At 62.5% G+C, this 20,930-nt stretch carries 28 protein-coding genes and 1 pseudogene; 19 read left to right on the forward strand and 10 right to left on the reverse strand.

All coding sequences use genetic code 11. The annotated features are described in order from the left end of the window. Positions 1-77: 77 nt before the first annotated feature. Entirely contained in the window at positions 78-770 is a 693-nt protein-coding gene (locus tag FFS21_RS25050; protein WP_349304725.1) for a BON domain-containing protein, read from the forward strand. 35 nt (positions 771-805) lie between these two features. Here the strand turns inward: FFS21_RS25050 and FFS21_RS25055 are convergent, their stop codons facing one another. Beyond that, positions 806-1,795: a zinc-dependent alcohol dehydrogenase family protein gene (locus FFS21_RS25055; protein ID WP_137927407.1), complete on the reverse strand. Its 990-nt coding sequence runs from the start codon at positions 1,793-1,795 to the stop codon at positions 806-808. 152 nt (positions 1,796-1,947) lie between these two features. Here FFS21_RS25055 and FFS21_RS25060 point away from each other — a divergent pair, with 152 nt between their 5' ends. Together FFS21_RS25060 and FFS21_RS25065 are read left to right on the forward strand one after the other, a co-directional pair. Continuing rightward, positions 1,948-2,772 (forward strand): universal stress protein, encoded by an 825-nt coding sequence (locus tag FFS21_RS25060; protein WP_137927408.1) that lies wholly within the window; start codon positions 1,948-1,950, stop codon positions 2,770-2,772. Between the two features lie 33 nt (positions 2,773-2,805). After that, positions 2,806-3,645 carry a universal stress protein gene (locus FFS21_RS25065; protein WP_137927409.1) on the forward strand — a complete coding sequence of 280 codons (840 nt, stop codon included), beginning with the start codon at positions 2,806-2,808 and terminating at the stop codon, positions 3,643-3,645. A gap of 78 nt (positions 3,646-3,723) precedes the next feature. Here FFS21_RS25065 and FFS21_RS25070 read toward each other — a convergent pair whose 3' ends face one another. Then, positions 3,724-4,527 carry an adenine nucleotide alpha hydrolase family protein gene (locus FFS21_RS25070; RefSeq protein WP_137927410.1) on the reverse strand — a complete coding sequence of 268 codons (804 nt, stop codon included), beginning with the start codon at positions 4,525-4,527 and terminating at the stop codon, positions 3,724-3,726. A 187-nt stretch (positions 4,528-4,714) separates the two neighbouring features. Between FFS21_RS25070 and FFS21_RS25075 the strand changes: the two genes are divergently transcribed. Then, the gene (locus FFS21_RS25075; protein WP_137927411.1) at positions 4,715-5,209 is read left to right on the forward strand and encodes a universal stress protein; all 495 of its coding nucleotides are present in this window, start codon (positions 4,715-4,717) and stop codon (positions 5,207-5,209) included. Here the strand turns inward: FFS21_RS25075 and FFS21_RS25080 are convergent. Together FFS21_RS25080 and FFS21_RS25085 are read right to left on the reverse strand one after the other, a co-directional pair. Beyond that, positions 5,206-5,850 (reverse strand): response regulator, encoded by a 645-nt coding sequence (locus FFS21_RS25080; protein WP_137927412.1) that lies wholly within the window; start codon positions 5,848-5,850, stop codon positions 5,206-5,208. The two genes, FFS21_RS25075 and FFS21_RS25080, sit on opposite strands and share 4 nt — an antisense overlap. A 4-nt stretch (positions 5,851-5,854) precedes the next feature. After that, entirely contained in the window at positions 5,855-6,979 is a 1,125-nt protein-coding gene (locus tag FFS21_RS25085; RefSeq protein ID WP_137927413.1) for a PAS domain-containing sensor histidine kinase, read from the reverse strand. Positions 6,980-7,375: 396 nt separating this feature from the next. Here FFS21_RS25085 and FFS21_RS25090 point away from each other — a divergent pair, with 396 nt between their 5' ends. Then, the gene (locus FFS21_RS25090; protein WP_137927414.1) at positions 7,376-7,819 is read left to right on the forward strand and encodes an Hsp20/alpha crystallin family protein; all 444 of its coding nucleotides are present in this window, start codon (positions 7,376-7,378) and stop codon (positions 7,817-7,819) included. On the opposite strand, the gene FFS21_RS25095 is transcribed toward FFS21_RS25090, so the two are convergent. From FFS21_RS25095 to FFS21_RS25105, 3 genes are all read right to left on the reverse strand, one after another. Continuing rightward, positions 7,723-8,367: a lecithin retinol acyltransferase family protein gene (locus tag FFS21_RS25095; protein ID WP_349304726.1), complete on the reverse strand. Its 645-nt coding sequence runs from the start codon at positions 8,365-8,367 to the stop codon at positions 7,723-7,725. The genes FFS21_RS25090 and FFS21_RS25095 overlap by 97 nt on opposite strands. 205 nt (positions 8,368-8,572) lie before the next feature. Continuing rightward, complete coding sequence (locus FFS21_RS25100; protein ID WP_137927416.1) at positions 8,573-8,794, reverse strand: hypothetical protein; 222 nt, start codon at positions 8,792-8,794, stop codon at positions 8,573-8,575. Between the two features lie 438 nt (positions 8,795-9,232). After that, a complete protein-coding gene (locus FFS21_RS25105; protein WP_137927417.1) occupies positions 9,233-9,742 on the reverse strand; it encodes a hypothetical protein in 510 nt (169 codons plus the stop codon). Between the two features lie 298 nt (positions 9,743-10,040). Between FFS21_RS25105 and FFS21_RS25110 the strand changes: the two genes are divergently transcribed. From FFS21_RS25110 to FFS21_RS25145, 8 genes are all read left to right on the forward strand, one after another. Next, positions 10,041-10,319 (forward strand): DUF1488 family protein, encoded by a 279-nt coding sequence (locus FFS21_RS25110; protein WP_137927418.1) that lies wholly within the window; start codon positions 10,041-10,043, stop codon positions 10,317-10,319. Between the two features lie 72 nt (positions 10,320-10,391). Continuing rightward, positions 10,392-10,607: a hypothetical protein gene (locus tag FFS21_RS25115; RefSeq protein WP_137927419.1), complete on the forward strand. Its 216-nt coding sequence runs from the start codon at positions 10,392-10,394 to the stop codon at positions 10,605-10,607. Positions 10,608-10,978: 371 nt separating this feature from the next. Further along, complete coding sequence (locus FFS21_RS25120) at positions 10,979-11,422, forward strand: universal stress protein (RefSeq protein ID WP_137927420.1); 444 nt, start codon at positions 10,979-10,981, stop codon at positions 11,420-11,422. 192 nt (positions 11,423-11,614) lie between these two features. Then, positions 11,615-12,049: a YeeE/YedE family protein gene (locus tag FFS21_RS25125; protein WP_137927433.1), complete on the forward strand. Its 435-nt coding sequence runs from the start codon at positions 11,615-11,617 to the stop codon at positions 12,047-12,049. A 1-nt stretch (position 12,050) separates the two neighbouring features. Next, positions 12,051-12,482: a DUF6691 family protein gene (locus FFS21_RS25130; protein ID WP_137927421.1), complete on the forward strand. Its 432-nt coding sequence runs from the start codon at positions 12,051-12,053 to the stop codon at positions 12,480-12,482. 179 nt (positions 12,483-12,661) lie between these two features. After that, on the forward strand, positions 12,662-13,570 hold the full coding sequence (locus FFS21_RS25135; protein WP_137927422.1) for a sulfurtransferase: 909 nt from the start codon (positions 12,662-12,664) through the stop codon (positions 13,568-13,570). Between the two features lie 8 nt (positions 13,571-13,578). After that, positions 13,579-14,127: a Spy/CpxP family protein refolding chaperone gene (locus FFS21_RS25140; RefSeq protein WP_137927423.1), complete on the forward strand. Its 549-nt coding sequence runs from the start codon at positions 13,579-13,581 to the stop codon at positions 14,125-14,127. Positions 14,128-14,313: 186 nt separating this feature from the next. After that, complete coding sequence (locus tag FFS21_RS25145; RefSeq protein ID WP_249359634.1) at positions 14,314-14,850, forward strand: universal stress protein; 537 nt, start codon at positions 14,314-14,316, stop codon at positions 14,848-14,850. Between the two features lie 108 nt (positions 14,851-14,958). On the opposite strand, the gene FFS21_RS25150 is transcribed toward FFS21_RS25145, so the two are convergent. The 3 genes from FFS21_RS25150 to FFS21_RS25160 form a co-directional block, all read right to left on the reverse strand. Further along, positions 14,959-15,318: a hypothetical protein gene (locus FFS21_RS25150; protein ID WP_137927424.1), complete on the reverse strand. Its 360-nt coding sequence runs from the start codon at positions 15,316-15,318 to the stop codon at positions 14,959-14,961. Between the two features lie 5 nt (positions 15,319-15,323). Next, positions 15,324-15,968, reverse strand: a complete 645-nt coding sequence (locus tag FFS21_RS25155; RefSeq protein WP_137927425.1) for a BON domain-containing protein — start codon at positions 15,966-15,968, stop codon at positions 15,324-15,326. Between the two features lie 162 nt (positions 15,969-16,130). Beyond that, the gene (locus tag FFS21_RS25160; protein ID WP_249359636.1) at positions 16,131-16,712 is read right to left on the reverse strand and encodes a flavodoxin family protein; all 582 of its coding nucleotides are present in this window, start codon (positions 16,710-16,712) and stop codon (positions 16,131-16,133) included. Between the two features lie 103 nt (positions 16,713-16,815). Between FFS21_RS25160 and FFS21_RS25165 the strand changes: the two genes are divergently transcribed. The 6 genes and pseudogenes from FFS21_RS25165 to FFS21_RS25190 form a co-directional block, all read left to right on the forward strand. Next, the gene (locus FFS21_RS25165) at positions 16,816-17,142 is read left to right on the forward strand and encodes a hypothetical protein (protein ID WP_137927426.1); all 327 of its coding nucleotides are present in this window, start codon (positions 16,816-16,818) and stop codon (positions 17,140-17,142) included. Positions 17,143-17,287: 145 nt separating this feature from the next. Continuing rightward, positions 17,288-18,325 (forward strand): HAD-IC family P-type ATPase, encoded by a 1,038-nt coding sequence (locus tag FFS21_RS25170; protein ID WP_349304727.1) that lies wholly within the window; start codon positions 17,288-17,290, stop codon positions 18,323-18,325. 374 nt (positions 18,326-18,699) lie between these two features. After that, positions 18,700-18,900 (forward strand): YgaP family membrane protein, encoded by a 201-nt coding sequence (locus FFS21_RS25175; protein ID WP_137927428.1) that lies wholly within the window; start codon positions 18,700-18,702, stop codon positions 18,898-18,900. 11 nt (positions 18,901-18,911) lie between these two features. Next, complete coding sequence (locus tag FFS21_RS25180) at positions 18,912-19,424, forward strand: hypothetical protein (RefSeq protein ID WP_137927429.1); 513 nt, start codon at positions 18,912-18,914, stop codon at positions 19,422-19,424. 37 nt (positions 19,425-19,461) lie between these two features. Next, positions 19,462-20,301, forward strand: a complete 840-nt coding sequence (locus tag FFS21_RS25185; protein ID WP_137927430.1) for a universal stress protein — start codon at positions 19,462-19,464, stop codon at positions 20,299-20,301. 171 nt (positions 20,302-20,472) lie between these two features. Beyond that, positions 20,473-20,930, forward strand: a pseudogene (locus FFS21_RS25190) (sodium:solute symporter family transporter); the annotation flags it as partial.

A 20,930-nucleotide genomic window follows, 5' to 3' on the forward strand; every position in this document is an offset into this window, starting at 1 on the left:
GCCCGCAGAATGTGCGGTCGCCCGGCAGGGCCTTGCGCCAACGCAAGACCCTGCGCCGCATTACGCCTAGAGTCACCATGAGGAAGGACGAGGACAAGCCAAATGGGGGAATGATGAAAAGCGATGTTCAACTAAAGCAGGACGTCCTGGACGAACTGGCGTGGGACCCGGAAGTCGATGAGCGAGAGGTGGGAGTGCAGGTAAGGGATGGCATCGTCACGCTCACCGGGAATCCGCGTTCATTCCATGCCAAACGCTGTGTCGAGCGGGCTGCGCGACGCGTGGCGGGTGTACGCGCACTTGCCGTGGAATTGGAGGTGGTGCTGCCGGGTGATGGGGTGCGAACCGACGCCGATATCGCGTGGGCCGTCGAAAACGCTTTGTCCTGGAATTCAGTCGTGGCTGCTGGCCAACTCGGCGTGGTAGTGGAGCGTGGCATGGTGACGCTTTCGGGCGAGGTCGACTGGGACTATCAACGTCGTGCCGCCGCCGATGCGGTGCGCCTGCTCAATGGTGTGCGAGGCATCGTGAATCAGATTGTGCTGCGGCCCCGAACCAGCGCGCCCGACGTGCAGCGGCGCATCGAGGACGCCTTGCACCGTCAGGCAGCGCAAGATGCGCGACATGTGAAGGTCGTCGTCAAGGATGGCGTGGTTACCCTGTCGGGGCATGTCACGTCGCTGGCCGAACGTCAGGCGGCGTTCAACGCCGCGTGGAGCGCTCCCGGCGCGACGAAGGTCGTAGACGACATCCGGGTGCTGCCGCAGTAGCGTTGCGTTGGTACGAAGCCCGCGCCATCGGCCAGTCAGATGCGCAGGACTGCGGCGCCAACAAGCCGTCCTGCGCGCATATCTCCCAGCGCCTTGTCCGCATCGCATAGCGGATAAACCGTGGTGTGCACCTGAATTGGAAGGCTGGCGGCCACTTTCATGAGTCCCACCCCATCTTCGCGCGTGAGGTTGGCAACGGATACGATGCGCCGCTCTTCCCAAAGGTGCCGATACGGAAACGACGGAATATCGCTCATGTGGATGCCGCCGCATACGACCACGCCTCCCTTGTCCGTGGCTCCCAGTGCAGCGGGTACCAGCGAGCCGTCCGGTGCAAAGATCAGGGCGGCGTCCAGCAAGGCTGGTGGCGGGTCCAGGCTGCTGCCTGCCCACACCGCGCCGACTTGAGTGGCCAGCGCCTGCGCCGAAGTATCGCCGGGTCTTGTCATGGCATAGACCGTGCGGCCCTGCGCCACGGCGATCTGCGTGACAATGTGCGCGGCCGCGCCAAAGCCGTAGATGCCAAGGCGCTGCGCGTCTCCAGCCATGCGCAGCGTGCGGTAGCCGATCAGGCCGGCGCACAGCAATGGCGCGGCCTGCGTGTCATCGTAGGTGTCTGGAATCGGGAAGCAATAACGCGCGTCTGCCAGCACGTATTCCGCGTAGCCGCCGTCGCAGGCGTAGCCGTGGAACAGCGGCGCGTCGCACAGGTTCTCGCGCCCGCTGGCGCAGAAGCGACAGACGCCGCAGGTATGGCCCAGCCACGGCACGCCCACCCGGTCGCCGAGGGCCACCCCGGCCGCGCCTTCGCCCAGCTTTTCGACGCGACCCACGATCTCGTGGCCTGGGATCAGCGCCGGCTTTGGATGAGAAAGATCTCCGTCGATCACATGCAGGTCCGTGCGGCATACCCCGCAGGCCAGCACGCGGATGCGCACCTGGCCGGCACCTGGCGTGGGCACAGGCACGCGCTGCGCGTCGAGCGTGTGCCCGTCGAAGATCATGGCCTGCATGCTGGCATCCATGTAGCGTTCCTTGTCGTGCTTACCCGCGCAACGGCGGGTTAGATCGATCGTCGCATCCGCTACGCGCTATGACTTGATCTGGCGCAAGTGTCGCAATCCTGCACTGATTACCTTTGACTGTAGTCGGTGCAACAGCGTACGAGGGCATGGCGATGGCTTACAAGACAGTACTGGTGGATCTGGCTGACGATGGGGCGACTCAGGCGCGGCTGGATGCGGCATTTACCCTGGCGGCGAACGCCAATGGGCGCGTGATCGGACTCAGCGCCACCGGACCGATGCTGGATCCGTATCGCAGCGCGGGCTCGGAGGCAATGCGCTATCAGGCCATGCGTGCCGACATGTTGCGCGGTGTGGAGCAGGCCGGTACGCAGGCGCTCTCCGATGCCTGCGCGCGCCACGGTACGCCGACTGATTACATGCACCTTCTGGTGGAGCAGGATGCCGGCTGGGCGCTTGCCGCGCATGGCATGGCCAGCGACATCATCCTGCCCGGCCTGCCGGGCGCGCCCAGCGACCTGCCCGTTTTGATGGCGTCGGCCGCCGAGTATGCGCTGGTGAACGCGGGGAGGCCTTTGCTAGTGGTACCGGCCCAGGCGCGGCTGTCGACGATCAATACCGCCGTGGTGGCGTGGAACGGCAGGCGCGAGGCAGCTCGCGCGCTCAGCGATGCGCTACCGCTGCTAAAACGCGCCAATCGCGTGATCCTCGTGGTGGTGATGGGTAGCAAGGGGCTCTGGCAGCACGGCGACGGAGAACTGCTGCGCTGGCTGGGCACGCACGGTGTCCGTGCGACGCTGGCGGTGGAAGAATCGTCATCGGTCGCCGGTTGCCTGCTGCAGAAGGTGCTGCGGGAATCGGCCGACCTGCTGGTGGCTGGCGGCTACGGACATTCAAGGCTTGGTGAGCTGATGATCGGCGGCACGACCCGCACGTTGCTGAACAACACGCCAGTGCCACTGCTCATTTCCCACTAGGCGGCCGCGCCGCAGAGGCCAGAAGATCAAGCCATGCTCGCCTATCCCAGCATCTTCGTGCATATAGACGCCAGCTCGCGCGCGATGCTCCGCGCGAAGTTGGCCGTGCAAATCGCCATCGCCCAGCGTTGCCGCCTGATAGGCGTTTGTGCCACGTTTGCCGCCGATCCACAGTGGTTCTATCACGTGGGGCACGCCGCCACCGTTCTGCAGGAGGATCGGGCCCGGCGTGAGCGCCAGCACGAAACGCTGCAGCAACGATTCGAGTCGACGGTATGGCGCGAGTCGGCATCTGCGGAATGGCGCAGCCTGCATGGCGACCCGGTGCGTCAGACGCTCAGGGAAGTCAAGGAGGCCGGACTCCTGGTGGTTGGGCAAATCGATGCCAGTGAACCCGAGACCGTGGTGGCGCCACAGTTTCTCGAATCGATCATTCTGGAGTCCGGTCGGCCCGTCCTGGTGGTGCCCTACGCTGGGCCGGCGCTGACCGTGGGCCGCCGCGCGCTGGTGGCGTGGGATGGCGGCAAGGAATGCGCCCGTGCCCTGCACGATGCATTGCCGCTGCTGGCAGGTGGCACGGTGCACCTGCTCCATGCCAATCCGACCCAGCACGTCACACGCGCCGATGCGGCGCCACTTGAAGTCGCGTGCCGTGTGCTGCGCGATGTGGGCGCCGACGTCAGCACCGAGTGCGAACCCGGTACGAGCGATGCTGCCATAGGCGACCTGATATTGTCGCGCGCCGCCGATGTGCAAGCCGACCTGCTGGTCATGGGCGCGTACGGGCACGGACGCTTCCGCGAACTCGTGCTTGGCGGCGTGACCAAGACCATCCTTACTTCGATGACAATCCCCGTGCTGCTGGCACACTGAGACGAGCCACGCTACGTTTGCGAATCTGCTGGCTCCTCGGGGTTCCAAAGGACGCGGGCAGCGTCGGCACGCGCATCGCTAGCGTGCGAACAGAGCCGGGATTGTGGATTGCTCGAGCAGGGTGCTGGCGATGCCTCCCAGCTTGCCGACTGCTTTGTCGCTTGCCGGCGCGCCGCAAACCAGCAAGTCGGTGCGGGCCGTCCGCGCGGTGGCCAGCAAGGCGTTGCCTGGTGACGCATGTGCATCGCCCCTAAGTCCGATCAGACAGGCGCGAACGCCCCGCCGCGCCAGCCACGTCAGCGCGTAGCTGGCCGGCGCCAGATTGGTGTGGCGGTGTCGGGAGACGGGGATGCAGCAAACAAGCGCGACATGCTGCGCGCGGCGCAGGAGCGGCAGCGCGTCGCGCATCGCACGCGCCGATTCGCGCGTGCCACTCCACGCCACCATCACGCGCGGATAGGGCCACGCCTGCGTGGGGGCGGCGTCGTGCGTCCGTGGAATAACAAGAACCGGTGGTCCGGCCTCCAGGATCGTGCCTTCGGCAAAAGGGGGTGTGTCAACCAGGCGATGGGCCTCGCCAGCGCACGGCTGGCTGACGATGATCAAGTCAGCCAGGCGGCCTTCGCATTGCATGGCTTCCAGTGACGTGCCTTCTCCCACGCGCCAGTCCACGGCAATGGGGGCGCCTGCCGTCGCGGTTTCGAAGGCCACGCGGCTAGATTCGCAATCGGCAAAAAACGCCGCGTCGGGCGTCAGGCCGCGCTGTGGCAACAGGCCCACAAGCGTTGCAGGCAATGCACAGGCCAGGGCGACGGCGTGGGAGAGCCGGGCCGTGGCGTGCGTTGACGCATCCACGTGGACCACGATAGCTGAGATCTCCATCCGCACCCTCGCCAGTGCCTCGACATTGGGCACGCGTCAAATCTATGTCATGACGTGGGAGAACCGTTGCGAAAAGTCAAACGAGAGCGGACTGAGTCGATCGATCAAAGCCGTTGCGGCAGATCAAGTGCGATGGGTTTAGGCGTCCTAATCTCGAAAGCACGATGACCCAAGCGGAGTCCCGATCATGTACGAAAGAATCCTGGTGGCGGTGGATGGTGGCGATTCGGCGGACTTGGCAATGTCGCAGGCCATCGGCATGGCGCGCGTATGCCAGGCTGCGATCAAGCTGCTGTACGTGGTTGACGATAGCGAATTGTTCGATGCCGCGGGTACGACTGATACCGCCAAGGCGCTGAGCCAGCTTGTGCGGGGTGGCGAACGGGCCTTGGATCTGGCCGCCGAGCGATGCTCTCACGCCGACGTTACCTGTATCAAGGAACTCGTGGAGCGTCCCCTTGGCCGCGGCAACATCTCGGAGACCATTGTCGAGCGTGCAAACTCCTGGCCAGCCGACCTGATCGTTATGGGTACGCATGGGCATCGCGGCTTGCGGCGGGCCATCATGGGTAGCGTGTCCGAAGGCGTGCTGGCGCAGACCAACAAGCCCGTGCTGCTGATTCGCGCGCCGGCCAGCACACAGCCGCCACACCTCGCAGGTAAGTCGAATGACAGGTACTAGGGCGGTGATTCTCCGGGAAACAGGTTCGCCTCGATGGCGTAGCGCACCAGCGCGGCGTCGCTGCGAAGCTGGAGTTTATCCAGCAGTCGCATCTTGTAAGTGCTGATGGTTTTCGCGCTCACGCACAGGGCCTCGGCGATTTCCGTCAGCGATTCGCCATTGACGATGCGCCGGTACACCTCCAGCTCGCGGTCGGACAGGCTGGCATGCGGTGCATCGGTTTGCTCCTGCACGCCGAGCGCCAGCTTTTCCGCCATCTCGGGGCTGACATAGGTGCCGCCCGTGGCCACCTTGCGCAACGCCGCGATCAGGTCATTGGCGGCGCTGTCCTTGGTCAGGTATCCGGCCGCGCCAGCCCGGAATGCGCGTACCACATACTGCTCCTCGGCATGCATGGTCAACACCAGCACCCGGCTGACCGGATACTCGGTGCGGACATGCCGCACCAACTCAAGTCCGCTACGTCCGGGCATCGACAGGTCCAGCAGAATCACGTCGGGCGTGGTCTCGCGTAACACCTGCGGCACTTCGGAACCTTTGGCAGCTTCGCCCACGACCTCGACATCGTCCTCGCGCTCCAGAATATGGCGCAGGCCGTTGCGCACCACGGCATGATCGTCGGCAATGACCACTCGTATCATCGTCTCACTCCGTCTCGGTGGCGCGCATGGGAAAGCGCAGGCATAGCTCGAATCCTTGCCCAGGCGCGTGCGTCAGCGCCAGCGTTCCGCCAAGCAGACGGGCTCGTTCGCGAATGCCGAGCAGTCCGAACGAGCGTCGCGTGCGATCGCGTAGCGCGCCGTCCCAGCCATTGCCGTTGTCGCGCACGCGGAGCACGTGTTCGCCGGCCTGCCGGTCCAGGGCGATCCACACGCGATTGGCCTGTGCATGGTGCACGACGTTGTTCAGCGCCTCTTGCACGATTCGGAAAACCGCCGTCGCCTCCTGTTCGTTTACGTCAAGATGATCGGGGGCGCCTAATTCGATCGTCAGGCCGTAGCGGCGGCTGAAATCCTTGGTCAGCCAGTCCAGTGCCGCCGCCAGCCCCAGTTCGTCGAGCAGGGCGGGGCGAAGGTCTGCGGAGATTTGCCGGACTGCGGCGATGGCGGCATCGATGCTGCCATGCATGGCAGCGGCGCGACTGAGGTAAGGCGACGCCGTGTCGACTTCGCGCAGTTCGCTCTCCAGCATGGCAAGGTCCATCTTCAGCGCACTCAGGCGTTGCCCGATGTCGTCATGCAACTCGCGGGCGACGCGGCGTTTTTCTTCCTCGCGTTTTGCCAGGATGCTGTCGGAGAGCGCCTGCAATTCCTCGCGCGAGCGCCGCAATGCGGTTTCCGCTCGCACACGCTCGGTGATGTCGCGAAGCACAACGGTAAATAGCTTGCGGCCCTGGCCGTCGCTTGTCTGCGAGATGGATGCCTCGATGGGGAATTCGCTGCCGTCGCGGCGCAGCGCATAGAGCGTACGCTGCAGCCCCATCTGCCGATCCGTGACCCCCGTTACACCGAAGCGGCGCACGTGCAGGGTGTGAGCGGAGCGAAAACGCTCCGGCAGCAGGAGGTCGAGGGTCTTGCCGATGGCATCCCCTGCGGCAATCCCGAAAAGCGTCTCGGCCATCGGGTTGAACAGCACGATCTGCTGCTGTTCGTTGATGGAGATGATGGCCTCCATGGAAGTCCGCACAATGGCTGCCAGACATGCCTCGTTGCCCGAGATCTGCGCGGGCAGGTGCGTCGCATCGCTGCGAAGGGGCGTGTCTCGGGTCATGTCGGGCCACTCTTAAGGGACGCTCAATGCCGAAGGCATGATTCTTCTTTTTCCTAAGACGGCAGCAGTCTGCTGATCACGGGCTGCTGATCAGAATATAGAAGATACGTAACGCCCGCGCGACCCGGCGCACGCGAGAAGGGTGCCCACCCGCTCACATACTCCGCACATGAATGGTGCGCCTATGCATCATGGCGCACATAGTTGGTCTGAGCTGTCACTCGGCTGTGATCGGTGTCGAGCGTCTCTGGCCAACACGACAGGCTGCGGTGTCTTATTGAATGCTGGTCTGGCAAACCGGCGCCGCAGTGGTTGACGCAACGCAAAGGCCAGTCGTGGTGGGCTGCCATGCTAAAGACAGCCGGATTTGCCGGCGATCCAATGAAGGAGTCCACGATGACCAGCCTCAGACATTACGACCCGCTTTCCATCGAGCCGATCAGCGACATGATGCAGGGCATGCTACGCGCGTTCCGCGGGACAGCCGACGTCGGCACGGTATTCAAGGTCGATGTGACGGAGTCCGATGGCAGCTACACGGTGACCGCTGAGTTGCCCGGTGTGAAACCGGAGGACATCGATATCGACGTCGATCGCGGCACGGTCATGATAGCCGCCAAGGTCGACCGCACGACCGAGCAGCGAGACGGGGAACGTGTGATTCGCCACGAGCGCTACAGCGGTGCGATGCGCCGCGCCTTCACGCTGGATGCTGACATTGACGAAGCGAAGGTGGATGCGACCTACGCCGACGGCGTCCTGCGGCTAGCGCTGCCCAAGAAGGAAGCAACGCCGCAGAAGCGCATCCAGATCCGTCCGGCAGGGGAGACCACGCGATGAGCGTTAATGAGATTCCGTTGCCACGCTCCGATCCACATTCCACTGACCGGCCCTAGCATGTGGATGGGCGCGCCGCGGCCCGCGTACACGCGCGCCCAAATCCACGCATGCAGCAGGCACGCGGTTGCTAGCAGGGCGCGAAGCGGATCGTGTGCCAATCGCTCGACCTGCATGCTGGTTGGCGTGCCATGTACACACCAATTGCAGAAATGCTCGCAGTTGTTGCGCAGCAGGTGATAGGCGTCCTCGCCCAGCCGCGACGTGGCGCGACGTACCACGTCGGCGCCGCCGTACCGCGCATGCTGCACGGTGCCAACTTCGATTCCGTGGCCGTCGGCAAAAGTGTCGAGCGTGGTGCACTCCACGGGGCCTCGGCGCAGCAGTGACTTGAATCCCGCGTAATGCACTACCTGTCCGTTGCCGATGTAAATGCCATGATGACAGTACCAGCGTCGCGGCGTGATAACGTGCGTGCCTTCGTGAAGCGCCTGCGGCGCCCGGTGGGTTGCCGCTGGCCCCATTGCCATGCCCAGATTGTTCATTTTCATCTCCCGCCGGTTGGCACCGATGGCACGGACGCGTGCGGCCTGTTGCTTTATGAACTTCGCGCGCGGCGTTGCCGGGGTGTGGCTGGAGTATTGGTCATGCGGGACTCATGCAACTATCAGCGGATGCCGGCAAACGCGTCGCCCAATTGCCATGTGGGACGTGGGAAAGGGGCTGTGCGGTGCGTCAGGTTTGCCGGCGCCGCTGTCAGGGTTGCCTGACTCGCACCGATGAGGCGCGGTGAACGGCGCCCAGCACTCGGTAGCCGGCCGGGGTAACGTGCACTGTGGGAGATGCTGTCGACCGTGCGTTGGCCATGTTGATCAAACGACAGGTGGCAAGCGCGGCCAGATCGTGCGGGTCGATATCGCGGCACGACCCCAGCGATCCCAGCACCATCAACGCAGCAATTTCATGGGCACTCAACATGGCATGTCTCCCCTTGGCAGCGGCAACTTTGTGCGTCTCGTCTTTTGCCTTGTGAAGATAGCCACTGGGAAATAGTTAGTGCGCTAAAACCCATAACTGTTTGACGACGATCAATTGTGAAGGCATCGACGACGCTACGTGACTGACCTCGCCCCGTCCCACTCCAGGCTTCCCAACATGTAAGCGGGTGCCCCCGCGTCGGAGACTCGCCGATCGCACGCGTCATGACAGCGGGTCGCATTCCAGGTCATCGCTAAACCCAGCCTTTGCAGTTCCATCTCTGAGTTCATCGTCTGGTACCGCAGCCGGGCGCGATCCATGACGCCGGCGCAGTGGCCCGTCAAGGAGTGATGCCGAACGTGTTGTTTCGTTGATCAATCCCAAGTCTTGGCCACCCCTGTTGTTCGCCCTATTTGTCGTCTTTGATCAGCCGCGCACTTAAAGTACGGTGCTTTCGCACAGATCTGCTTGGCCCATGCAGTACTGCCAGGTGCCTTCTTCGCTATTCATCGTGAACGAGATGGTCAGGTCTATCGGTTTGCGGCCGACGATCAACGCGACTTCCTGGATGATGCCCTGGTACACAGCCGCCAGATAGTACTGGCCGGGTGGCAGGCGCATATATAGCAGCGGTCCCTCGCTCACCACGCGCAGGACGCGTTCGTGTCGCGCATTGAGTAGCAGCACCTTGACGTCCGAAAGCGATGCGCCATCCGATCGATCCTGGAATCGCAGGTGCACATTGAACTGCGGCGCAAGCGAGCGCATGCGCGCCACATCGTCGGCGCCGATGCCCCCCGAGAGGTAAGGAATGCTGGTGGCGCCCTGCTGCAGAGCGGCCTTGGGCGTACTTGTCGACGCTTGAGCGCAGGCCGGGCCAGCCAATGCGGTAGAGGCAGCGAGGATCGTGATCTTGACCCAGGAGCGGCGAGTGCCGAGGAAGCTCATGATCGATTCCGCTATGTGATTGCGTTGCCGCGTTAATTCTCACTTTATGTCCGCGTGGGCGGTGGCCGTTGACGCAACGCAAAGCGATTGCCGTGCAACGTTCGGAGGCACGAAGGACTGTCGCCAACGGTATCAGTTGCGGGGTCGATGCTGCTCACCACGAGACAAAGACGCGCAACCCTCGCGTGGCGTGGCGCGATCCATGCGCCCTTGCGATGAATCAAATCACCGATTGGGCTAACGCCTAGGCTAGGTAAGGTGACGTCTCCGGGTACGGCTACGTATCGCCGAACACATCATGAGCGCAATCGAGTTTTCAGGAATGTTGCCGACTTACTGCTCGGCAGGCCCCAGCCTTCAGTGCCAAGCGCGCGTAAATGGCGCGCAAGCGTGTTATGGCATTACCGCCGAAGCCCTGGAGGACCACTTCGGCGCGCGATCATGTCGACCGGAAGACTTGTTCGTGGCCTATCAAAAGCACAGGGGGGCCATCGAGACGATGGCCCGTGGCCTGTTCGAGATGACCGGGGCATACAACGTTCTGCTGCACAGTGGGCACTTTCGATTCGGTATGTAGCTTTGAGTGACACGAGGATTGCGGCGAGGCGGCACAGTTTGCGGTGCCGGACGCTTTGAAAAGAGATGATTGATGATGAAAACGATCTGGGCCAGTCGAAGTGCCATCGTGATCCTATTGGCGATACTCGCCGCTTGCGCTAGCTATCCGCCAGGCGATCCACAGCTTCTGACGTTCCTGCAGGACGGCGTGACAACCCGGGAGGACGTGTACATGAAACTGGCCGAGCCAAGCGCGGTGTGGGAAGGTGGTCGCGTCATGATCTATCAAGTCGACCGCAATAAGTAGGGTTATGTGCCGATGCGGCGCAGGGAAGCCGCATCGACCGCTAAGTACAGCTTGGTCCTGGTCTTCGACGACCAAGGTATCCTTCGCCGGCATTCTCTGGTCGGGATGAAGGATGATCCTCCTGTCCCTTGAAATTGCTCTTGGACGCATCCATTCCGGCATGCCGATGATCCGACGATCGGAACGACACCGCTACCCTGGACCACACGAAGACCACGTATCCCTTAATCCAGACCAAATTCCGGCAGAATTCGTCACCTATCTGTTCAACACGGGACCGACGCGACGGACCAAAGAATCACCGTGTCGCGACAACACCCCATTCTCAGTGAAGTGCGGCACGTTGCCGTTCTCGACTCAAGGAGCCTGCCATGCAATCCATCGTACTTGCCGCTGATGGGTCAACGTACAGCGATGCGGCGGCGCACTTTGTGGCCGCCGGAGAATTGCTCAAGGGTCCATTGCTTGTCCACTTGGTTCATTGCATGCCGGACGTGTCGGGTGAGGTGAAGTCATACATTAGCGCCACCGAGCTGGCCGCATGGCACGCGGACGAAAGCAGCCGGACTTTGCGCTCGGCCGCCGATATCCTCAACCTCGGCGGCGTATCGTTCGAGCAGCACGCGCTGACCGGCTTCGCGCCCGACCGCATCGTCGAGCTAGCACGTTCCGTCGATGCGTCAGCCATTGTGATGGGCACCCACGGCCGGGGAGCATTTTTCGATGCCATCGTCGGCTCCGTGGCGGGCCGTGTCATCGCCCATGCACCGTGCCCCGTCATTCTGGTGAAGGGCGAATCCGCGCACGGCCGGTGACATATGCCTGGGTCTCGGCTGTAAAGCCAATTCGCGGTCCTGCCGGACGCATCTGGCAGCGGTAATCGACGCTGCTGTATATTCTTGGCGCCTGGGAGGTCGCACCTCGACACGAGCCGATTGCGCCTGCGGTAACCGCTCGTGCTTCTTGATATGCCGCAGCGCAGGGGCGAATTACCGATTCGGGAAATCATGACGCTGGATCTTGATCATTTCACTCCGTTACTGTCGTTCGGCGGCGGCCTGCTTATCGGCTTGGCGGCCACGGTGCTGATTCTCTTCAACGGCCGCATTGCCGGCATTAGCGGTATCCTGGGCGGATTGCTGGGCGTGACGCGCCGTGACATGGGGTGGCGTATTGCTTTCCTTGCTGGGCTGCTGAGCGCACCCGTACTGGGCCGTTTTGCGGGCCATTCTCCCGTTGCCGACATCGAGGCTGGCTGGCCCCAAGTTCTGGTGGCCGGCTTTCTCGTAGGCATCGGCACACGATACGCAAGCGGATGTACAAGCGGGCATGGCGTGTGCGGCATCTCGCGCGGTTCGGCGCGATCAATTGTCGGCACGCTCACCTTCATGGCAGCGGGCTTCCTGACCGTTTTCGTAAAACGTCATCTACTGGGAGCCTGAGATGGGCATGATCACTGCGTGGATAGCCGGACTGGTATTCGGACTCGGCCTGATGATGTCGGGCATGGCGAACCCTGCCAAGGTCCTGGCGTTTCTGGACCTTGCCGGCGTGTGGGACCCTTCGCTCGCTTTTGTCATGCTCGGCGCGATCGTGCTGGCCTCGCTGGGGTTTTTTTTCGCCCGGCGCCGCACACGTTGTTGGCTCGGGCTGCCGATGCAGTGGCCCTCCAACACGTCGATCACATGGCGCCTGATCCTCGGCAGTGCCACCTTCGGAATCGGCTGGGGAGTGGCGGGCTTCTGCCCGGGGCCCGCATTGGTGGCGTTGGGTGCGGGATATCCGAAGGCCGCTGGTTTCGTCCTTGCCATGCTCGCAGGCATGATGGTGTTCGAGCTGATCGAACAGGCGAAATCGGGTGTGGCGAGCGTTTGAGCGTGGGCTGATCATAGGTCGAGCTTGGGTTGACACAAATCAACCACAGGCCTGCCTGCTATCCCAGAATCGGAACTGACAGGTCGCTACGCAAAGCCTTGGCCGTCAAGCCATTCCTACACGGTACGGTTCCCGGCCGTACGGACGTCGCGTCCCCATACCGAAGAAGGGATCCCACCATGCGTGACAGCGTACTCATTTCTCCTGCCGAACTCGACGAAGCACTTCGATCGGAGGCGGTTGTGCTAATCGATACCCGAGATGCGGCCCATTATGCGGAGGCGCTTTTGCCGGGCGCGGTGAGCATCCACGAAATATTCACCTATCTTGCAACCACCACACCCGAAGGCCTCAGGGCGCTGCGCGCTACCTTTGCGGCGGCCTTCGGCAAAGCGGGCTTGTCAGGCAATGAAACAGCAGTCGTCTACGAGCAAGCGATGGCCACGGGGTTCGGCCAATCGTGCCGCGGATACATCCTGCTCAGATATCTGGGTTATCCGCGCGACAAGATCAAGGTACTGCATGGTGGCTACCAGGCGTGGAGTGCGGGAGGCCTGCCGAGCACGACCGAGGTTTTCACACCTGTCAGGGCGACCTTTCCCATCACGGACGACGACACCGGTCTGCTCGTGGATTTGGCGGAAATGAAGCGCATCGTCGACGACCCGCGCATCGTGAAGCTCGACGTGCGTGATGTCGACGAGTGGATCGGCGCGAGTTCCTCGCCGTACGGCAAAGACTTCTGTCCCCGCAAAGGTCGCATCCCGCATTCCGTCTGGATCGAGTGGTATCGCATGATGAAGCCGTCTGCCACGGGGCCGCGGTTCAAGTCGGCCGAGGAAATCCTGGCCGAATGCGCCACGGTGGGAATTCGCCGCGATACGCCCGTTGTTGTGTTCTGCTTCAAAGGCGCTCGTGCGTCGAACACGTTCGTGGCACTGGAAGAGGCCGGCATACAGGACGTACGCCTCTACCTCGGATCGTGGAACGAGTGGTCGAGGGACATGACCTTGCCCATCGAAGCGGGGTTGCCTTATGCGGGCGCCAACGCCGGGCGGCCAGTCGGTGACCGCAATTGCCAACGCTAGGAGACGTCATGTCCAAGCATTACACATCGAAGTCCGCTATCCGGCAGGCCGTTGGCCTTTGTCTCACGTCGATTGCCATCGTGGCGATGGCGGCGCCGCCCGCTCCGGCAGCGCGCGGCACGAACGACTGCACGCGTGGGCCCGGCTATGGGATGTATGGCCGTTACGGCATGGGCCCCGACATGATAGGGGGAGGTATGGGTCCCGGCATGATGGGGGGCTATGGTGAGGGCCACGGGATGGGCATGGGTGCGCAGCACTGGACGCGCATTCCGGGCATGAACCTGTCTGACGAACAGCGCGCGAAGATCAATCGCATCGCCGACGACACGCGTAAGGCGCATTGGACTACCGTAGGCGCCATGATGGACCAGCAGGCGCGGCTGCGCGACCTTTACGGCGCACAAAAGCCGGACGAGGCCGCCATCGACGACGCCTACAAGACCATCGGCAAGCTGCGCAGCCAAATGTATGACTCGACAGTCGATGCACACAAGCGCATGGAGGCGGTGCTGACGAAGGAGCAGCAAGACGTGCTCCACAGGTATTGGCGCTGAGTGTCACCGAGGACGTGGCCCGCCAACATCCGGGCCTTACGGAGGACAGCTTTACAACCCCGTGGTCTGCCGGGCATGCGCCGCTATTGCACGCAGACCTCAGCGGAATTCGACGCAAACCTTCATCACCTTCGTTGATGCCGTTGCCAGCGATGGTGCGGCGCCACCGGAGACACGCTGCATCTGATGGAAAGCTTGTCGGGCGAATGGATCAGGAGACGGTTGATGTATCACCATGTTCTTGTCGCTGTTGACGGTGGCGCCTGCGCCTTGCGTGCGCTGACTGAGGCGATCCGGCTCGCGGCGGCATGCCGCGCGCAACTGGAAGTCGTGCACGTAATTGACTACTCGTTCTTGCAGTACGACAGCGGTTACGGTGTCCGAGCGGATATCATTCCGGAACTGTTGGAGTACGGTAAGAATCTCTTGCGCGACGCTTCAGGCGCGGCCGAACAGGCCGGCGTAAAGTGCACGACGACATTAGTCGATAACATCATCGGTCTGGGTGATGTCGCCGGGCAGATCCTGGAGCGCATCAACACCTCCCATGCCGACGTGGTCGTGGTGGGCACCCACGGGCGTCACGGACTGAAGCGCGTATTTCTAGGAAGCGTTGCCGAATCATTGGCGCGAGCCTCCGCCGTGCCGGTGCTTCTGGTCAGGGAGGAGCCGCGCACGCATGGGATTGCTCCCGACGAGGCGCTGGCGGAAGCGTCGCGATGACCGTCGGTTTGCTGCTGCATGAGACCCATTGATCTGAGCCGCGCCAGACTAGTTTTTTGCTGGCGCAGCGGCCCGTGTGATATCCGTTTGATATCGATGTTAATCGAATTATGACCGGGCTGTAGCACGTGGCGGCCCAGCCGGGTGTTCGGTCTGCAGTGGCTCAGAGATGGCGCTTGCCCATCCGCGAACCCGCATCAGTATGTCGCACTTGCCGAACCAGCCCGCGCGCACCGCGATGCAGGCGGCCTCGAATGCCTTGACGTTCCCCTCAAGGCTGAGCGCGTGCTGCAGCCACCGGCGATAACAGCGGTCCTGATAGGCGATGTATCGCTGACGCAGCATCGGATCCAATGGAATCAGCCCTTCGGACGCAGGAAACTCGGGCGCACCAAGATAGGACTCGAACCAGAACATGTAGGCACACGCGCGCATTCGCTCTTCGAGGGAGGCGTTGACGTATGCCATTTCGGTTATCGGATGCGGAGGTTGTTGACCACTTCGGAAACGCCCGGCGCAGACCATGCGGCGCCGGCAGCGGCTCGGCGCTCGGCCAGCGAGTCGACGGTTCCTTCCAGCGTGACGACGCCGGCGTTTGCCTTGATGGAGATGTGATGGGCTTCGCGTTCCGCATGACGCCGAAGCGCGGATTCGATCTTTCCTTCAATTGCCTCCGGCACGACCTTCGGCACAACACGGATCAGGTTCGATACACCAACAACGCCGCGGATATGGCTGACCGCGTTTTCCGCCGCTCGGCGCTGAAAGCCCCATTGGACGGTGCCACGGAGCGTAATCCAACCCTTTTCGATCTCCACGTGCAGATTGTCGGCCGGCACATGCACATACCACTGCAACGCGTTGCGGGCCGCCAGCGCGACAGCCTCGTCACCCAGCGTAGACTTCGGCGACACTTCAAGTTTGACCACGATACCTTTGACCCCGCTTATGCGCTCGGCGGCGCTCTCCGCGGCAATTTTCTCCGAGTATGTGCCAACGTGGCCGGCGAGGGTCACGACCCCTTGGTGTACTTCGACACCGATTCCGGCGGCAGCTACGCGAGGATCCCAGTCGAGCTCTTCATCGATAAGCTGCTTGATTTCCATGTCTGTTTTCATTCCATTCTCCTGCCTAGGTCATGCAGGGTCATCGAAAGATGGCCCTGCATGTTGCAATCTAGAAGACCCGGGGATCTGGCCCTTGACGTGGCACAAATCAACCCAACGGCGGCGGGAAGGCAGCGGCCTGCTCAGTACTGCGCGCCCGTAGCGGCATGCAAGCTAGGCTTCGTTTGGCGAGAGCCACGCGGGGCGCCGGGAGACGCCGGGATCGGTTGTCGGCTGGGAAATCAGCGCCGTTGCAAACGCATCGATGTCGGCTCGTGCGTCTCCGCTGACGACGTCACGCTGCAACAGCACTATCACGGGATGCGGTGGACGACCCAGCGCCTCGGCAATCTCCTCGGCTGCGCGGAACCCGCCTCGCGCAGCCATCACGGCGGCGGCCACACCCCGCGTGAATGGGCGCTGATCCCTCAGGAAGCTGCGCATCGGTGCGGCGAGATGACCGATCCAGACGGGCGCCATGAAGACCAGGTTGGCGTACTCGGACAAGGGTGGGCCAGCGTAGCGATAGGGCACATGCCGACGCAGAAGGTTGTCGATGACGCATCGGAGGTCACCCCGGAAGCCAGCGCGACTGACTGCGTCCTCGACTTCAAAGAGGGGGCAGTCCAGGCGATCGGCCAGCATTTGGGCAGCCAGCCGCGTGGTGCCGCTACGAGAGTAGAAAATCACAGCAATGTCGTTCATGGCGCGTGACGGGTAGTTGGGATCATTGGGATGCAAGTCTTCCCAACTCAAGGCTAGATTGCTCGGATTCTCCTCGCTTGATATGCGTCAAGGTCCCGACGGTCAGAATTCCTACGCTGAATGCAGGAACGGACTGTCTTGTGAAGGAGCTGCAATGAAACGAAAACTTGCACCGAGTGCGATGGCTGCGGTGGTCATGAGTGCGTTGGCCGTATCCGCTGCGCATGCGCAGAAGAACTACACCGATGGCGGTGATCTTTATGGCGGCGCACATGCGGCAACGGGCAAGGCCGCACCGGCAAAGGACGCCAGGAAGTCATCGACACAACGCTCCGGGAAGTTCGATCCCTACACTGACGGCATACATGAGCAGCCGGCGTCTTCCGGCGCGAAAAAATTCCCGGACGAGCGCCCGCAACCCGATGACGTGGCGAGATCCGGGAAGTTCGATCCGTATTCAGAAGGACAGAGTAAGAAGTAGGCGGGCATCGACAGGGGGAGGGCGCATTGCTGCGGTCACGCCTGGTTTTCAGACCGTCGGCACGGAGGTCAGTCCAGTCGATCCGCGCTGAGGAGGGCGCGAGCTGTCATGTAAAGGGGGCACGATCAGGATGTCGGGTGCCAGAATGCTCAATAGCGCCGGAACAGCGATTTCGGCCGTCACGCTTGCGGGCGGATTTGCCGCGCGGGCGTGGTTCGGGGACGCCGTCGCTGACGGCATCTGGCTGCTCGGGGTGTTGCCCAACGTCATCGCGCATACCGTCACAAGCGTCAAGTCCGTGTTTCGCAAGCAAGCCGGCGTGGATCTGCTGGCCCTGGCATCGGTGGTGGTTGCGCTGAGTCTTGGAGAGTTTCTCGTGGCGGCCGTTATCTCGCTGATGCTGGCGAGTGGCCGTGCGCTGGAGGACTACGCGCAGTTCCGCGCGCAACGGGAGATGACCGCACTGCTCAGGCATGCACCTCGCCAGGCGATTCGACAGGAGCAGGGTAACTGGGTGTGCGTGGGCGTGAGTGAGGTTAGCCCAGGCGACCGGCTCATGGTGCGGCATGGAGATGTGCTTCCCGTCGACGGCGTGTTGGCCTGCGCTGGCGATCTTGATGAGTCTGCGCTCACCGGAGAAGCCACAATCCGGCGGCGGGCTGCGGGGGAAGCCGTTTGCAGCGGTGTACTGAATGCCGGGTCCGTGCTGGAGATGGTTGCGCTTGCGACGGAGTCGGACAGTACGTTTTCCGGAATTCTGCGCATGGTGGCGGCAGCACAGGCCAAACGCAGCCCGCTGACGCGCCTCGCCGATCGTTATGCCTTGTTCTTCATCGTTGTGGCGCTGGCCGTCGCGGGTGCCAGTTGGCTATGGAGCGGCGACGCCTTGCGCGTGCTGGCCGTACTGGTCGTGGCCACACCATGTCCGCTGATTCTGGGCGTACCGGTTGCCGTGGTGGCTGGACTGTCGCGTTGCGCGAGCCACGGCGTGCTCGTGAAGGGCGGAGGTGCCATGGAGTGGCTGGCGCGTGCCAGCATCCTGTTTTTTGACAAGACCGGCACGCTTACGCGCGGTACGGCGCGGCTTGTCGACATGGCCAGCGCGCCGGGCGAGCCGGTAGAGGCGCCACTCCGGCTTGCTGCATCGCTCGGTCAGGGGGCGGTCGGTTTCGCGAACGTGTGAGACTTTGCGCCGATCGGCTGCCTTAGCTTGACATGCGTCAAGCCTGATTCGGGAAGTAGTCCTAGTCTTAAAACGTACCGATGCGGGAGCAAATGAAGCGCAGGCAAGCACTGGGACCAATGATATTCGCTGCCGTTGCGGTGTAGACGGCATCGTCCGTCACGGCACAGAAGAACAACACCGAGAGCGGCGACCTCTATGGTGGCGCCCACGCAGCTTCCCGCGGCGGGCCGACGCCGGGAAGTTTCCCGACGAACGTCCGCAGCCCGACGATGTGGCGCGCGCCAGCAAGTTCGAGCCCTATACCGAGAGTCAGTCCAAGTAACGTGCGCCATGGCGCAGCGGGAAGACAAGGTCATTCACGGAGGAGTGTCATGAAACGGAACGAAGGCAATGTGGATCGCGCACTGCGCATGCTGGTCGGCATCGTGCTCTTGCTGTTGGCTGCGAGTGGCACCATCCCGCCATGGGGATGGATTGGTGTCGTGCCGCTCCTGACCGGCCTGGCCGGTTACTGCCCGCTGTACCGGCTCTTTGGCTGGAGCACGTGCACACAACAACCGCCTACCGCCTGAAGGAGCACGTCATGACGGATACCGCATCAAAAGCCGACCCCATGCTCGGCCCCATGCAAACGCTGCTCGGAAATACCTTCCGCCTGTCCGCTGCGCTGGGCGAGGCGCGCCGTGACGTACTGAAGTCCCATGTCAAGACGATGGAGGAGCAGTTGAAGACATGCCGCGCCATGCTGGTCAAGGTCTCTGCTGCGAAGGACTGGCAGACCTTGCAGGAGTCAATGGTCTGCGTGGCGTCCGAGAGCGCAGCGCACCAAGGCGCGCTGATCGGCGAGTATGCGCGGCTGATGACCGAGGGCATGGGAGCATGGCTCGAACAGTGTCGCGCGTGCGGCGACCAATGGCTCGCCATCGACCAGAAACAGCCGCTGCCAGCAAACGCAGTCATCAATAACGGCCTGAACGGCATATCGACCGCATTCAACGAGTTCTACGACCAGTTGGGCCGCATGGCCTTCATGCTGAACGGGCAGGGTGCCGAGGCGGGCAGTGCGGCCACGTCCGCACGCGTCCGCCAGACGTAAGGGTTTCCTGCCGAACTGTATTCGGGGAGGCTTCGCCATGAATTACGCCACCATCCTTGTTCATCTGGATGGCAGCAGGCAACTGCATCAACGCCTGCATCTGGCCACTCAGATTGCATTGGCTCACAGCGCAAAGCTGATCGGCCTGTTTGCCGCTGGCCGGCCCGATCCGAATGCGATTCAGGGCGTGTTGAATGGCGACCGCTATGTCGCTTCGTTCAATCGGTGGCAAGACCAGGCGCGCAGGGGGGCGAAACTGGCATTCGAGGGCGCAACGGCGGGCGTCGATATTCGCACGCAATGGCGCGAAGTGGACTGGGGCACGCCATCTGCGGTGGTTGTCGAGACGCGTATGGCAGACCTGACGATACTGGGGCAGGCTGATCCCGCCGATCCACTGACGATGACCGATGGCCATTTTGTCGATCAGATGATCATGCGCAGTGGACGCCCGGCGATGATCGTGCCTCATACGGGTGCGTTCCCCAGCGTGGGGCGCCGCGTGCTGATAGCGTGGAACGGTGGGGCGGAGAGTGCCCGCGCCATCCACGATGCATTGCCGATCTTGCGCAGCGCGGCGTCTGTGGAGATCACCGAATACGTGAACCCGGACCAGATGACTGACCCCTGGGCTTCGCCGGGACGTTACGCGCAAACGTGGCTGCAGGACCATGGCGTGCAGGCGCGCCTCAGAGAAGCAACCATTGACCACGGCGACGAAACTGGAGAGCTGCTGCTGTCGCACGCGGCCGATCTCGATGCTGACCTGCTGGTGATGGGGGCGTATGGCCACAGCCGGATGCGTGAACTGATGCTTGGTGGCGTCACGGCGGCGCTGCTGCGCTCGATGACCGTGCCCGTGCTGATGTCGCACTAGGTCGCTGGCACTTCTGTTCTCGACATCGTCACGCATTTTCCTGAAGGTTCATCCGCGACAAGTGCTGAGGGATCACGCCATCTGTGGTGACTTGTCAGTCAGACCGCAATGACAAAGGTGGCGCTGGGCGTATCCGTCCACTATGCCGTTAGGCGTTTACCCCGAATCACCACCACATGGGTACAGATCATCAAGGCGTGTCTGCTGCTCGGTGGCGCGTCGTTCATGGCGTTCATGGTGCTGGCCCAGTTTCATTTCAGCCCTGAGGCGCTGTTTGCCAAGGCGGTAGAAGTGCATGCGAAGAAGGACTCCATCATGAGTCCGGGCAACTTCATCAAGGATCCGATATCTGCCATCTCGTTCGGGATTGCGCTGATGTTCGGTACTGCCGGCCTGCCGCACATCCTGATGCGCTTCTTCACGGTGCCCAATGCCAAGGAAGCCCGCAAGTCGGTGTTCTGGGCGACCACCTGGATTGGCTATTTCTACATCCTCACGTTCATCATCGGCTTTGGCGCGATCGTGCTGGTGAGTACCAATGCCAGTTTTCAGGATGGCAGCGGCAAGCTGTTGGGCGGCGTCAACATGGCGGCCGTTCACCTGGCCAATGCGGTGGGTGGCAACGTCTT

This window comes from Cupriavidus sp. 2SB (genome assembly GCF_005503625.1).
GTDB lineage: Bacteria > Pseudomonadota > Gammaproteobacteria > Burkholderiales > Burkholderiaceae > Cupriavidus.

Coding starts and splice junctions, on each gene's coding strand:
- FFS21_RS25050 (WP_349304725.1), top strand. CDS start 78: ATGAGGAAGGACGAGGACAAGCCAAATGGGGGAATGATGAAAAGCGAT.
- FFS21_RS25055 (WP_137927407.1), bottom strand. CDS start 1,795: ATGGATGCCAGCATGCAGGCCATGATCTTCGACGGGCACACGCTCGAC.
- FFS21_RS25060 (WP_137927408.1), top strand. CDS start 1,948: ATGGCTTACAAGACAGTACTGGTGGATCTGGCTGACGATGGGGCGACT.
- FFS21_RS25065 (WP_137927409.1), top strand. CDS start 2,806: ATGCTCGCCTATCCCAGCATCTTCGTGCATATAGACGCCAGCTCGCGC.
- FFS21_RS25070 (WP_137927410.1), bottom strand. CDS start 4,527: ATGGAGATCTCAGCTATCGTGGTCCACGTGGATGCGTCAACGCACGCC.
- FFS21_RS25075 (WP_137927411.1), top strand. CDS start 4,715: ATGTACGAAAGAATCCTGGTGGCGGTGGATGGTGGCGATTCGGCGGAC.
- FFS21_RS25080 (WP_137927412.1), bottom strand. CDS start 5,850: ATGATACGAGTGGTCATTGCCGACGATCATGCCGTGGTGCGCAACGGC.
- FFS21_RS25085 (WP_137927413.1), bottom strand. CDS start 6,979: ATGACCCGAGACACGCCCCTTCGCAGCGATGCGACGCACCTGCCCGCG.
- FFS21_RS25090 (WP_137927414.1), top strand. CDS start 7,376: ATGACCAGCCTCAGACATTACGACCCGCTTTCCATCGAGCCGATCAGC.
- FFS21_RS25095 (WP_349304726.1), bottom strand. CDS start 8,367: ATGAAAATGAACAATCTGGGCATGGCAATGGGGCCAGCGGCAACCCAC.
- FFS21_RS25100 (WP_137927416.1), bottom strand. CDS start 8,794: ATGTTGAGTGCCCATGAAATTGCTGCGTTGATGGTGCTGGGATCGCTG.
- FFS21_RS25105 (WP_137927417.1), bottom strand. CDS start 9,742: ATGAGCTTCCTCGGCACTCGCCGCTCCTGGGTCAAGATCACGATCCTC.
- FFS21_RS25110 (WP_137927418.1), top strand. CDS start 10,041: ATGAGCGCAATCGAGTTTTCAGGAATGTTGCCGACTTACTGCTCGGCA.
- FFS21_RS25115 (WP_137927419.1), top strand. CDS start 10,392: ATGATGAAAACGATCTGGGCCAGTCGAAGTGCCATCGTGATCCTATTG.
- FFS21_RS25120 (WP_137927420.1), top strand. CDS start 10,979: ATGCAATCCATCGTACTTGCCGCTGATGGGTCAACGTACAGCGATGCG.
- FFS21_RS25125 (WP_137927433.1), top strand. CDS start 11,615: ATGACGCTGGATCTTGATCATTTCACTCCGTTACTGTCGTTCGGCGGC.
- FFS21_RS25130 (WP_137927421.1), top strand. CDS start 12,051: ATGGGCATGATCACTGCGTGGATAGCCGGACTGGTATTCGGACTCGGC.
- FFS21_RS25135 (WP_137927422.1), top strand. CDS start 12,662: ATGCGTGACAGCGTACTCATTTCTCCTGCCGAACTCGACGAAGCACTT.
- FFS21_RS25140 (WP_137927423.1), top strand. CDS start 13,579: ATGTCCAAGCATTACACATCGAAGTCCGCTATCCGGCAGGCCGTTGGC.
- FFS21_RS25145 (WP_249359634.1), top strand. CDS start 14,314: ATGGAAAGCTTGTCGGGCGAATGGATCAGGAGACGGTTGATGTATCAC.
- FFS21_RS25150 (WP_137927424.1), bottom strand. CDS start 15,318: ATGGCATACGTCAACGCCTCCCTCGAAGAGCGAATGCGCGCGTGTGCC.
- FFS21_RS25155 (WP_137927425.1), bottom strand. CDS start 15,968: ATGAAAACAGACATGGAAATCAAGCAGCTTATCGATGAAGAGCTCGAC.
- FFS21_RS25165 (WP_137927426.1), top strand. CDS start 16,816: ATGAAACGAAAACTTGCACCGAGTGCGATGGCTGCGGTGGTCATGAGT.
- FFS21_RS25170 (WP_349304727.1), top strand. CDS start 17,288: ATGCTCAATAGCGCCGGAACAGCGATTTCGGCCGTCACGCTTGCGGGC.
- FFS21_RS25175 (WP_137927428.1), top strand. CDS start 18,700: ATGAAACGGAACGAAGGCAATGTGGATCGCGCACTGCGCATGCTGGTC.
- FFS21_RS25180 (WP_137927429.1), top strand. CDS start 18,912: ATGACGGATACCGCATCAAAAGCCGACCCCATGCTCGGCCCCATGCAA.
- FFS21_RS25185 (WP_137927430.1), top strand. CDS start 19,462: ATGAATTACGCCACCATCCTTGTTCATCTGGATGGCAGCAGGCAACTG.